Below are 12,070 nucleotides of genomic sequence, written 5' to 3' on the forward strand. Positions count from 1 at the left end.
GGGATGACGATATAACGCCGGAGGTATCGCTCCCTTCAATATAAATACTTAATATGCTAAAGTAATTTGAGTTATATATATAGCGCTTTGCTGGCCGGCCACCACGTGATTCATCAATGGATTCTTCAATGATTTCGCCCTTTGAACATAATTCATTCAAAATGGTGCCACATGTTGCCAAGCTTAATCCAGTTTGAGCAGATATATCTCCTTTGGTTGCGGATGACAGCGATTTTAATGTGCTTGCAACCAACATGATATTTTTTTGTTTCATCTGCCGGGTGGTATTAAGCGGTACAGTGGTCATTTTATTCACCAATGATTTAATTGAAATGAATATAACATGTTCGTATTTATGAAGAAATAATTATCATGGCATTTATCCATATGGTTGTGGTGATTAAACTTTGCTATAACTGAGTACCGTTGTCGAGCTATAACCACCCGTGGTATTTTCTGTTTTCGTGACTCTCGCGTTTCACGATATTGATGCTTTAGAGGCTGCCTTGTAAAGGGACTATTTGATGGAATCGTTACTGACGGATCGTTTGCTATTAATACCTTTAACCCTACAGGATGCTGACCAGATACAGCTAAAATTTCCGGTATGGGAAGTGGTGAAGTATTTAGATGCTTCTGCCGTAACTTCATGAATAAAATCTGTGGTTGGGCGACAAACTCACGTTGATATCGTTTAACATGGCATATATACCGCACAAAGGAGGAGTACAACAATGGAAAATCGCATCACTTTAGCGCGTGTTTACGATGTTCAGCCGCCATATCAAGCCAATACTTTTTTGACTGATCGGCTGTGGCCGCGAGGCATTAGCAAAACCCGCCTGTTAGGGGTGGTATGGTTAAAAGAAGTGGCACCGGAAAATGCATTACGAAAATGGTTTCATCAATGTTTAGATTGGCCAGAGTTTGTGGTGCGTTATCAGGCCCAGCTTGATAGCTCAACGGCCTGGCAACCTTTACTGGACGTACTGAAACAACAGCCAATTACGTTGCTGTATGGCAGTCGCGACACGCAACAAAATCAGGCGGTAGTGTTACGTGATTTTCTGCTTAGCAAGCTATAGTATTTTCTCTTGTAATACCCATACTGCGGCTTCAACCCGCGATTTCAGCTTCATTTTTTTCAACAGATGTTTGACATGAACTTTAACGGTGCTCTCTGCAATCAGCAATTTCCGGGCAATGGTTTTATTCGGTAACCCTTTAGCGATCAGCTTCAATATGTCGCGTTCGCGTGGGGTGAGGGTGTTAATATCGCGCTCATTATCAGACCGATTCTCGCGGAGGTTGATTGCCAGTATCGACATCAATGCATCGCTGAGAACCATTTGTCCTGCTGCTGCATCATACAGTGAGACCAGCAAATCTTCAGGGTCCATATCTTTTAGCAGATAACCATCGGCCCCGCGTTTTAAGGCACTGATGACATCATCCTGATGGTCAGAAACGGTAAACACCACAATTCGCCCGGATAGTGGCTGCTGACGCAATCTATCCAGTGTTTCCAATCCATTCATGCCCGGCATATTTAAATCCAGCATGATCAAATCAGGATCAAGATTGGTGGCGAGAATAATACCTTGAGCACCGTTGCTGGCTTCACCTGCGATGGATAACCCAGGTGCCATGCTAATTAATTGCTTAATACCGTGCCTTAGCATCGGGTGGTCATCAATCAACAGGATGGTCGCGGCGTCTTGTTCACTCATGAATAGTTCCTGTAGCTGAGAGGGTAAATACCTCGAACGGAAGGGTTGATCGATATTCTTCCTCATCCTTGACTATTACCCCATAACCAATAGGGAGTACCCCCTAATAGTCAGCGGGTGTATTACTCGGTTTCAAGAAAACATTCACATCGGCAACTAAATGAAAAGAGGCTATTTTTTGCCAGAAAACCCACTACCCACAAATGATGTATGGGTATTGTTAGCTAAAAGTTAACTTCACATCCTCTTGATGTAAATCAACTTTGAAATAGCCTCTGGTGCCTAGGGTGACGTATTACTTCCCGTTTGTGGTCACCCTGACTGAGGTTTTTATGTCGCACTTTCCGACACCATTAACTAACTCATCATCTTCCGCTATCCCGGCAAAATTAGCCGGTGGCCAATCAATACCGCAGTGGTACCCGGAAGATCCACAGTTCTGGCAACAGGTAGGGCATAGTGTCGCCCGGCGAAATTTGTGGATTTCAGTACCGGCATTGTTACTGAGTTTCTGTGTCTGGATGCTGTTTAGTGCGGTTGCAGTGAATCTGAATAAAGTGGGCTTTAACTTTACCACCGATCAACTGTTCATGCTGACAGCATTACCCTCAGTATCGGGGGCACTGTTACGTGTTCCATACTCGTTTGTCATACCGGTCTTTGGTGGTCGTCGCTGGACGGCTATTAGCACACTGTTTCTGGTTATCCCCTGCCTCTGGTTAGGTATCGCGGTACAGGACAGCACCACCCAGTATGGAACATTTGTATTGATTTCATTGTTGTGTGGTTTTGCCGGTGCGAACTTTGCCTCCAGCATGGCTAATATCAGTTTCTTCTTCCCAAAAGCCAGGCAGGGGGGCGCGCTGGGCCTTAATGGGGGATTGGGGAATCTTGGCGTCAGTGTGATGCAACTTATCGCCCCTATGGCTATTTCGGTTGGAGTGTTCAGTGCCTTTATGGGCAGTGGCTATCCACAAGCGGATGGTAGCCAGCTCTGGTTGCAAAACGCAGCCTATATCTGGATCCCCTTTTTGCTGATATTCAGTGTGGCAGCCTGGTTTGGTATGAATGACTTGTCTGCTGCAAAAGCGTCGATTATCCAGCAATTACCGGTCCTGAAACGTGGTCATTTGTGGATTTTGGCGGTGTTATATCTGGCAACTTTTGGTTCATTTATTGGTTTCTCAGCCGGATTTGCCATGTTGGCAAAAACACAATTTCCTGATGTTGTCATCCTGCATTACGCTTTCTTCGGCCCGCTATTGGGCGCACTGGCTCGTCCAATGGGCGGTGCGCTCTCTGATCGCTTTGGCGGCATTCGCGTCACCTTCGTCAATTTTATTCTGATGGCAATATTTGCGGCATTACTCTTCCTCACCTTACCGGGTACCCATGTTAACGGCTCCTTCTTTGCCTTTTTTGGCGTATTCATGCTGCTGTTTCTGACGGCGGGACTGGGCAGTGGATCAACGTTTCAGATGATTGCGGTGATCTTTCGCAAGTTAACTGTCGATCGGGTGACCCTCGCTGGTGGTAGTGATGAACAAGCACAGCACGATGCCGTCAGAGAATCGGCGGCGGCACTGGGTTTCATCTCAGCCATTGGCGCTATCGGCGGTTTCTTTATTCCTAAATCCTTTGGTACGTCGCTGGCCCTGACCGGTTCACCGGCCGGCGCGATGAAGCTATTCGTGGTTTTTTATGTGGTTTGCGTATTGATCACCTGGTTTGTCTACGGGCGCAAGCTTAACGCGGGTATGGCGACCAAAAAACCACGTTGACCGGTACGGTCCAATAAATAAGCAACATTGAGCAATGTTAATCCACTTATAAAAATAAACAGGGCCGTTATGTCCCCAATCAGGAGGTCTCCCGATGAGCAAATTTCTTGACCGATTTCGTTATTTTAAACAACTTGCTGAGCCTTTTGCACAAGGCCATGGCCAGACACTGGACACCAATCGTGATTGGGAAGATGGCTATCGTAGCCGCTGGCAGCATGACAAAGTGGTACGTTCAACTCATGGTGTGAATTGTACGGGTTCATGTAGCTGGAAGATTTATGTCAAAAATGGGTTGGTCACTTGGGAAACCCAGCAAACTGACTACCCGCGTACCCGCCCGGATTTACCTAATCATGAACCCCGTGGTTGCCCACGTGGGGCCAGCTATTCCTGGTATTTGTACAGTGCTAATCGGCTGAAGTACCCGATGATGCGCAAGAATCTGTTGCAATTGTGGCGTGCTGCCAAAGTGCTGCACAGTGATCCGGTGGATGCATGGGCTTCAATTGTTGGCGACAGCGTACAATCAAAGGATTATAAGCAAGCTCGTGGCCGGGGCGGCTTTGTCCGTTCGACCTGGCAGGAAGTGAATGAACTGATTGCCGCCGCTAACGTCTATACCGCCAAACAGTATGGGCCGGATCGGATTATCGGTTTTTCACCGATTCCAGCGATGTCGATGGTTTCCTACGCGGCGGGCGCGCGCTATCTTTCATTGATCGGCGGTGTTTGCCTCAGTTTCTATGACTGGTATTGCGATTTGCCTCCGGCATCACCGATGACCTGGGGTGAGCAAACTGACGTGCCAGAATCCGCTGACTGGTACAACTCATCCTATATTATTGCCTGGGGTTCCAATGTTCCGCAGACCCGCACACCCGATGCCCACTTCTTTACCGAAGTCCGTTACAAAGGGACCAAGACTGTTGCGGTGACGCCGGATTATGCAGAGGTCGCTAAACTGTGTGACCAATGGCTGAATCCGAAACAAGGAACAGACAGTGCCATGGCGATGGCAATGGGGCATGTGATCCTCAATGAATTCCATCTACAACGACAAAGCAGCTACTTTGTTGAATACATGCGTCAGTACACTGACATGCCGATGCTGGTATTACTTGAACCTCGTCATAGCGGCGATTATGCCGCCGGGCGGTTACTGCGCGCCGCCGATCTGGTGGATAATCTGGGAGAGGAGAATAACCCGGAATGGAAGACCATTGCCATTGACGGTAACAGCGGGCAGTTGGTAGCGCCGCAAGGGTCTATCGGTTATCGCTGGGGTGAAAAGGGTAAATGGAACCTTGAGCAGCGCGAGGGCAAAACGCAGCAGGAAGTCTCATTACAACTCAGTTTATTGGGTCAACATGATGCTATTGTTAATGTTGGATTTCCCTACTTTGGTGGCGAAATCAGTGAGAATTTTCAAAGTGTTGCGCTAGAGGAAATACTGCAACACAAGTTGCCGGTAAAACGGTTGCCATTAGCCGATGGCAGTGAAGCACTGGTGACCAGTGTTTATGATCTGATGATGGCAAATTATGGCCTGGATCGGGGGTTGGCTGATGACAACTGCGCCAGCAGTTATGACGATATAAAAGCTTACACCCCTGCCTGGGCTGAAAAAATTACTGGCGTTGCACGTCAGGATATTATCCGTATTGCGCGTGAATTTGCGGATAATGCCGAGAAAACCCATGGCCGTTCGATGATTATCGTCGGGGCCGGTATTAATCACTGGTATCACATGGATATGACCTACCGTGCACTGATTAATATGCTGATTTTCTGCGGCTGTGTCGGGCAAAGTGGCGGCGGTTGGGCGCACTATGTGGGGCAGGAAAAACTGCGACCACAAACCGGCTGGTTACCTTTGGCATTTGGCCTCGATTGGCAACGTCCACCGCGCCATATGAACAGTACGTCATTTTTCTATAATCACTCCAGTCAGTGGCGTTATGAGACCGTCAGCACCACCCAATTACTCTCTCCCTTGGCCGACAGTTCGCGCTTTAGCCCAAGTCTGATTGACCTTAATGTGCGCGCCGAACGTATGGGGTGGTTGCCTTCGGCCCCGCAGCTGAATTGCAATCCATTAACCCTTGCCGCCAGCGCACAACAAGCCGGTCAAACACCGGTAGAATATACCGTCGATAGCCTTAAAAACGGGTCACTGAGGTTTGCCGCTGAACAGCCAGATGATCCACAAAACTTCCCGCGAAACTTGTTTGTCTGGCGTTCCAACCTACTGGGTTCTTCCGGCAAAGGGCATGAATATATGCTCAAGTATTTGTTGGGTACGGAAAATGGTATTCAGGGTAAAGATTTGGGCCAGCAAGGTGGGGTGATGCCGGAAGAGGTTGAATGGCAGGAACAGGGAGGCGAAGGCAAGCTGGATTTAGTCGTGACATTGGATTTCCGCATGTCTAGTACGTGTCTCTATTCAGACATCATTTTACCCACCGCAACCTGGTACGAAAAAGACGACATGAATACCTCGGATATGCATCCGTTTATTCACCCGCTGTCTGCGGCGGTGGATCCTGCCTGGGAGTCTAAAAGCGACTGGGATATCTACAAAGATATTGCCGAAACCTTCTCTCGAGTTTGCGTCGGCCATTTAGGTCAGGAAACCGATGTAGTGACCTTACCGATCCAACATGATTCGCCAGCCGAACTGGCACAGCCATATGGTGTAAAGGACTGGAAAAAAGGTGAATGTGAACTGATACCGGGCCAAACCGCGCCGCACATTGTGGTGGTCGAGCGCGATTACCCAGCAACCTATGCTCGCTTTACTGCCTTGGGTCCCCTATTGGATAAATTAGGTAATGGCGGCAAAGGGATTAACTGGAATACCCAGACTGAAATTGATTTCCTCAAAAAACTTAACCATACCCAGCCTGACGGCCCTGCCGCCGGACGACCAAGAATTGATACTGCTATTGATGCCGCAGAGGTGATTTTATCCTTGGCCCCTGAAACCAACGGTCAGGTGGCGGTAAAAGCCTGGCAGGCTTTGGAACAACTTACCGGTCGCCAACATGCTCACTTAGCTCTGAATAAAGAAGATGAAAAAATTCGTTTTCGCGATATTCAGGCGCAACCACGCAAAATCATTTCCAGTCCAATCTGGTCCGGCTTGGAAGATGAGCATGTTTCCTATAATGCTTGTTACACCAATGTTCATGAGTTGATCCCGTGGCGCACCCTTTCAGGCCGGCAACAACTTTATCAGGATCATGAATGGATGCGTGCTTTTGGTGAGAGTTTGCTGTGCTATCGCCCGCCAATAGATACCCGTGCCGCCCAACCTTTGCTTAATAAGAAGCCGAACGGTAACCCAGAGAAAGCACTTAACTTCCTGACCCCCCATCAGAAGTGGGGCATTCACTCAACCTACAGTGACAACCTGTTGATGCTGACACTGTCGAGAGGGGGGCCTATCGTTTGGCTAAGTGAAGATGATGCCAAAGATCTGCTGATAGAAGATAACGACTGGATTGAGGCGTTTAACAGTAATGGCGCATTAACTGCTCGTGCCGTCGTCAGCCAGCGAATTCCGTCAGGCATGACCATGATGTACCACGCACAGGAGCGCATTATTAATATCCCCGGTTCTGAAATTACCGGCCAACGTGGCGGTATTCATAACTCAGTCACCCGTATCAGTCCAAAACCAACCCATATGATTGGCGGATATGCGCAATTAGCCTACGGCTTTAACTACTACGGCACGGTAGGGTCCAATCGCGATGAGTTCGTGGTGGTGCGCAAGATGAATAAGATTGATTGGCTGGATGACGAACAGCAAAACCAGAGCAAAACCGGGGGCAAACTATGAAAATCCGTTCACAAGTCGGCATGGTTCTGAATCTGGACAAATGCATTGGCTGCCATACCTGTTCAGTAACCTGCAAAAATGTTTGGACCAGCCGCGAGGGTATGGAATATGCCTGGTTTAACAACGTTGAAAGCAAACCGGGGCTGGGTTATCCGCACGATTGGGAGAATCAGGATAAATGGAAGGGGGGCTGGATCCGCAAGATTAATGGCAAACTGACTCCCCGTATGGGGAGCCGAGTCGGGGTCCTCGCTAAGATATTTGCTAACCCTGATGTACCAGCATTAGATGATTATTACGAACCCTTCGATTTTGATTACCAGCACTTGCACAACGCACCGGCTGGAAAACATCAGCCGGTGGCTCGCCCACGTTCGCTGATTACCGGTCAACGAATGGAGAAAATCGAGAACGGCCCTAACTGGGAAGAGATCCTGGGCGGTGAGTTTTCTAAGCGATCTAAAGACCAGAACTTCGCCCATATTCAGAAAGAGATGTATGGGCAATTTGAACATACCTTCATGATGTATTTGCCACGTTTATGTGAACACTGCCTTAACCCCGCCTGTGTCGCAACTTGCCCCAGCGGGGCAATTTATAAACGGGCTGAAGACGGTATTGTGCTGATTGATCAGGATAAATGCCGGGGCTGGCGTATGTGTCTGACCGGTTGCCCGTATAAAAAAATCTATTTCAACTGGAAAAGCGGCAAGTCGGAGAAGTGTATTTTCTGCTATCCACGCATTGAGTCCGGTGAACCGACCGTTTGTTCAGAAACCTGTGTGGGGCGCATTCGTTATCTGGGGGTACTACTGTATGACGCGGATGGCATTGAACAAGCCGCTGCTACTACTGATGAGAAAAACCTCTACCAACGGCAAATGGATATTTTCCTCGATCCCCATGATCCGCTGGTGATTGCCGAAGCGCAGAAACAGGGTATTCCCTTAAGTGTCATTGAGGCCGCCCAACGCTCCCCGGTTTACAAAATGGCAGTGGAATGGAAATTGGCACTGCCGTTGCACCCCGAATACCGGACCTTGCCGATGGTATGGTATGTCCCGCCGTTGTCACCGATTCAGTCCGCGGCAGACTCTGGCGCGCTGCCCCACAGCGGCGTGCTACCGGATGTGGAAAGCCTGCGTATCCCGGTTCAGTATTTAGCCAACTTACTGACTGCCGGTGATACTCAACCGGTATTAATGGCACTGAAACGGATGCTGGCAATGCGCCACTATAAACGGGCTGAAACCGTTGAGGGTAAAACTGATCTCAGTGCACTGGAGGCGGTGGGGCTAACAGAGGCGCAAGCGCAAGAGATGTACCGCTATCTGGCGATTGCTAATTATGAAGATCGCTTTGTCATTCCATCCAGCCACCGTGAAATAGCCCGCGACGCTTTCCCGGAAAGTAAGGGGTGCGGCTTCAGTTTCGGCGATGGTTGCCATGGCAGTGACAGCCGTTTCAATTTGTTCAATAGCCGCCGCATTGATGCCGTTGATGTCACACGTAAGACTGACCAGGGGGCCACTCATGATTAGTTTGAGAATCATTTCACGTTTGCTGGAATACCCAGATATTGATTTGTGGCAAAACCGGCAAGAAGTTATTGAGGCGCTCGACAACGCCGACGAACTCACGACGGAACAGGTTCATCGTCTCAGGCAATTTATCAATACATTATGTCAGAGCGAATTGCTTGAGTGTCAGGCTAGCTATTGCGGCTTATTTGACCGGGGGCGAGCCACCTCATTGTTGCTATTTGAACATGTGCATGGTGAGTCGCGCGATCGTGGTCAGGCCATGGTGGACCTCATGGCACAGTATCAACGTGCGGGGTTAGTGCTTGACTGTAAAGAGTTGCCTGATTTCCTGCCACTTTATCTTGAGTATCTGGCTAACCAGCCCGTGCAGGATATCACCTTGGGTTTGCAGGATATTGCACCCATTTTGGCGCTGCTGGGGGCACGTTTACATCAGCGGGATAGCGACTATGCCCAGTTGTTTGATCTGCTGTTAGTGCTGTCTGGCAGTGCTATCCGCAGTGAAAATCTGGGCGATAAAGTGGCGGGTGAAAGCCGGGATGACACCGCCAAAGCACTGGATGCGGTATGGGAAGAGGAGCAAGTGAAATTCCTCGGCACGCAGGGGTGTGCATCAGCTCAGCAGGGGATGCCCCCCAAACACCTTGCCGATGCCGTACTACCACAATATCTCAGTATTCAGTCCGCCTCAGAGGGCAAAAAAGTCGTTCAGTCCCATGTGGCGACGGACCGTAAAGGAGCCATCTTATGAGCTTTTTGAATAAATTCTTTTTTGATATTTATCCTTACATGGCAATGGTGATTTTCTTTGTGGGTAGTTGGTTGCGTTACGACTATGGGCAATATAGCTGGCGAGCAGGCTCCAGTCAGATGTTAGATAAGAAAGGTGTATGGCTGGCATCTAATTTATTCCACATCGGTATTCTGGGGATATTCTTCGGCCATGTGTTGGGTATGCTGACGCCACATTGGATGTATGAATCGTTCTTACCGATAGAGATAAAACAAAAAATGGCGATGATTGCTGGCGGTGCCTGCGGTCTGATGATGTTAGTCGGTGGTGTCATGCTGCTACACCGCCGCTTGACTAACTCGAGGATCAGAGCAACCAGTACCCGGGTAGATATCCTGATTCTGATATTGCTGGTGGTACAAGTTAGCTTGGGGCTACTGAGTATTCCGTTTTCTGCTCAACATATGGATGGTAGCGAGATGATGAAATTGGTCGGTTGGGCGCAGTCAATTGCGACTTTCCGCACCGGAGCATCGGCCTATCTGACAGATGTAGCCTTGATTTTCAAGTTGCATATTGTCTTGGGATTGACCCTTTTTGTTTTATTCCCATTCTCACGCTTGGTACATATCTGGAGCGTACCCATCGAATATTTAACGCGCCGTTATCAACTGGTGCGTAACCGCCACTAAGCGTGTCGATTCAGCCCGTAGGTCTCTCTATCAACCTACGGGCTAACGATGGGCTTAAACGGTGGAGTTTTGTTCGCGTAACTTAGCCAGAGCCACTTCTGAAGCGTTTATATCTTCCCGCGGGCGCTGTTTGGGCATTGTCTCTACCGGTGCGGCAGCGACCTCAGTGGCGCGCTTACGTAAACTAAACCAACCGGCAACCAATAACACGGCCACCACCGGCAATGTGGCGATAGTCCAGGTCCCATTCGGATAGTCGAAAGCCATCATCACTAAAACACCTGCCAGGAAAAACAGCGTCAGCCAGGATGTGACCGGCGCACCGGGCATTTTAAAGGATACGGGTTTTGCTGTTCCCTGCTTTATTGCCTGACGTAATTTCATCTGACAGATAATGATGAATGCCCATGAGCTGATAATACCCAAAGAGGCAATATTAAGAACGATTTCAAATACCTGTGATGGTACCAGATAGTTAAGTAGCACGCCGAAGACATAGATACCCACGGTAACCAATATGCCGGCGTAGGGAACAGATTGTGGGCTCATTTTGGACATGAATTTAGGTGCTGAGCCACCCATGGATAATGAGCGCAGAATGCGACCTGTCGAGTAAAGGCCAGAGTTCAAACTGGAAAGTGCGGCAGAAAGTACCACGATATTCATGATGGTCCCAATATAGGGGACGCCTAAGTTACTAAAGAAGGTGACAAAAGGGCTTTGGCCGGCCTGATAGGCATTCCATGGCAGCAGACACACCAGTAGCACCACCGAACCGACGTAAAATAGGGCAATCCGCCAAATCACACTATTAATTGCCTTTGGCAGCATCTTTTCCGGGTCTTTACATTCCCCGGCTGCCGTACCAATCAATTCAATACCGGCAAAGGCGAATATCACCCCTTGAACCAATATCAACGCGGGTAACAACCCGTGGGGGAACAATCCGCCATTATCGGTTATCAGGTGTATACCGGTGGGATGCCCGGCAACACTTTGCCCTGTGCCGAGGAAGATAGCACCCACGACCAGAAAGATAGCAATGGCTGCGACTTTGATCAGTGCAAACCAAAATTCCATTTCAGCAAACCATTTAACGCCAATCATATTCATGGTGGCAACAATTGAGAGCGCACCCAGTGCAAATAGCCACTGCGGAACATCAGAGAATGTCCCCCAATAGTGCATATAAAGGGCCACCGCAGTGATATCGACAATCCCGGTCATGGCCCAATTAAGGAAATACATCCATCCGGCAACATAGGATGCTTTCTCACCGAGGAATTCGCGGGCGTAAGAAACAAAGCTGCCACTGGTTGGGCGGTGCATGACTAATTCACCAAGTGCTCTGAGAATAAAAAACGAGAAAATCCCACACACCAGATACACTAAGGCCAGTGCGGGGCCAGCCATTTGCAAGCGGGCACCGGTGCCTAAAAATAACCCCGTACCAATAGAGCCACCGATAGCGATCATCTGTATATGACGTCGGCCCATACTTTTGTGGTAGCCAGTATCATGAGAGTCTAGCCAGCGTTTTTTGGCGGCCTGATGGGTCTTTGCAGTGTGTTTTCCTGACATCATAGCTTTCCCTATTTTCCTGTCTGTCGTGCAATCATCGTGAATGTATTACAGCAACTGATTGCTAAAGGTTAATGCATAAATAGCGTCTTAGCGCCTTCGATTATTATGGTTTCTATTGCTGCCACTGGATTCTGGGAGGGCATGCTATCGTTTCTATCG

Annotated in this window: 9 protein-coding genes and 1 pseudogene; 7 read left to right on the plus strand and 3 right to left on the minus strand. The window is 48.8% G+C overall.

What is annotated here, in order from left to right; genetic code table 11:
* Positions 1-307 (minus strand): annotated as a pseudogene (locus V1952_RS15515) (ROK family protein); the annotation flags it as partial.
* Positions 308-524: 217 nt separating this feature from the next.
* On the opposite strand from V1952_RS15515, the gene V1952_RS15520 reads away from it, so the two are divergent.
* Both V1952_RS15520 and V1952_RS15525 read left to right on the plus strand, forming a co-directional pair.
* Positions 525-653, plus strand: a complete 129-nt coding sequence (locus tag V1952_RS15520) for a hypothetical protein (protein WP_420075063.1) — start codon at positions 525-527, stop codon at positions 651-653.
* Between the two features lie 81 nt (positions 654-734).
* Positions 735-1,085, plus strand: a complete 351-nt coding sequence (locus V1952_RS15525; protein ID WP_372558818.1) for a DUF488 domain-containing protein — start codon at positions 735-737, stop codon at positions 1,083-1,085.
* On the opposite strand, the gene narL is transcribed toward V1952_RS15525, so the two are convergent.
* Positions 1,080-1,730, minus strand: a complete 651-nt coding sequence (narL, locus tag V1952_RS15530; RefSeq protein ID WP_042569642.1) for a two-component system response regulator NarL — start codon at positions 1,728-1,730, stop codon at positions 1,080-1,082. The two genes, V1952_RS15525 and narL, sit on opposite strands and share 6 nt — an antisense overlap.
* Positions 1,731-2,062: 332 nt before the next feature.
* On the opposite strand from narL, the gene V1952_RS15535 reads away from it, so the two are divergent.
* From V1952_RS15535 to narI, 5 genes are all read left to right on the plus strand, one after another.
* Positions 2,063-3,511, plus strand: coding sequence for a NarK family nitrate/nitrite MFS transporter (locus V1952_RS15535; RefSeq protein ID WP_420075067.1), 1,449 nt, complete (start codon positions 2,063-2,065; stop codon positions 3,509-3,511).
* A gap of 94 nt (positions 3,512-3,605) precedes the next feature.
* The gene (locus V1952_RS15540; protein ID WP_420075064.1) at positions 3,606-7,358 is read left to right on the plus strand and encodes a nitrate reductase subunit alpha; all 3,753 of its coding nucleotides are present in this window, start codon (positions 3,606-3,608) and stop codon (positions 7,356-7,358) included.
* Positions 7,355-8,899 carry a nitrate reductase subunit beta gene (gene narH, locus V1952_RS15545; protein WP_372558820.1) on the plus strand — a complete coding sequence of 515 codons (1,545 nt, stop codon included), beginning with the start codon at positions 7,355-7,357 and terminating at the stop codon, positions 8,897-8,899. The genes V1952_RS15540 and narH overlap by 4 nt, the downstream gene beginning before the upstream one ends.
* On the plus strand, positions 8,892-9,653 hold the full coding sequence (gene narJ / locus V1952_RS15550; RefSeq protein ID WP_420075065.1) for a nitrate reductase molybdenum cofactor assembly chaperone: 762 nt from the start codon (positions 8,892-8,894) through the stop codon (positions 9,651-9,653). Before narH ends, narJ begins: the two co-directional genes overlap by 8 nt.
* Complete coding sequence (narI, locus tag V1952_RS15555) at positions 9,650-10,327, plus strand: respiratory nitrate reductase subunit gamma (protein ID WP_372558822.1); 678 nt, start codon at positions 9,650-9,652, stop codon at positions 10,325-10,327. The genes narJ and narI overlap by 4 nt, the downstream gene beginning before the upstream one ends.
* 54 nt (positions 10,328-10,381) lie before the next feature.
* On the opposite strand, the gene ansP is transcribed toward narI, so the two are convergent.
* The gene (ansP, locus tag V1952_RS15560; RefSeq protein WP_420075066.1) at positions 10,382-11,911 is read right to left on the minus strand and encodes an L-asparagine permease; all 1,530 of its coding nucleotides are present in this window, start codon (positions 11,909-11,911) and stop codon (positions 10,382-10,384) included.
* Between the last annotated feature and the right edge of the window lie 159 nt (positions 11,912-12,070).

The organism is Yersinia sp. 2542 StPb PI, assembly GCF_048593855.1.
Classification (GTDB): domain Bacteria; phylum Pseudomonadota; class Gammaproteobacteria; order Enterobacterales; family Enterobacteriaceae; genus Yersinia; species Yersinia enterocolitica_E.

What these genes read in the sequence shown, in the direction of transcription:
- narH (WP_372558820.1), top strand. Translation starts at nt 7,355, where the DNA reads ATGAAAATCCGTTCACAAGTCGGCATGGTTCTGAATCTGGACAAATGC.
- V1952_RS15525 (WP_372558818.1), top strand. Translation starts at nt 735, where the DNA reads ATGGAAAATCGCATCACTTTAGCGCGTGTTTACGATGTTCAGCCGCCA.
- narJ (WP_420075065.1), top strand. Translation starts at nt 8,892, where the DNA reads ATGATTAGTTTGAGAATCATTTCACGTTTGCTGGAATACCCAGATATT.
- V1952_RS15535 (WP_420075067.1), top strand. Translation starts at nt 2,063, where the DNA reads ATGTCGCACTTTCCGACACCATTAACTAACTCATCATCTTCCGCTATC.
- narL (WP_042569642.1), bottom strand. Translation starts at nt 1,730, where the DNA reads ATGAGTGAACAAGACGCCGCGACCATCCTGTTGATTGATGACCACCCG.
- narI (WP_372558822.1), top strand. Translation starts at nt 9,650, where the DNA reads ATGAGCTTTTTGAATAAATTCTTTTTTGATATTTATCCTTACATGGCA.
- V1952_RS15520 (WP_420075063.1), top strand. Translation starts at nt 525, where the DNA reads ATGGAATCGTTACTGACGGATCGTTTGCTATTAATACCTTTAACCCTA.
- ansP (WP_420075066.1), bottom strand. Translation starts at nt 11,911, where the DNA reads ATGATGTCAGGAAAACACACTGCAAAGACCCATCAGGCCGCCAAAAAA.
- V1952_RS15540 (WP_420075064.1), top strand. Translation starts at nt 3,606, where the DNA reads ATGAGCAAATTTCTTGACCGATTTCGTTATTTTAAACAACTTGCTGAG.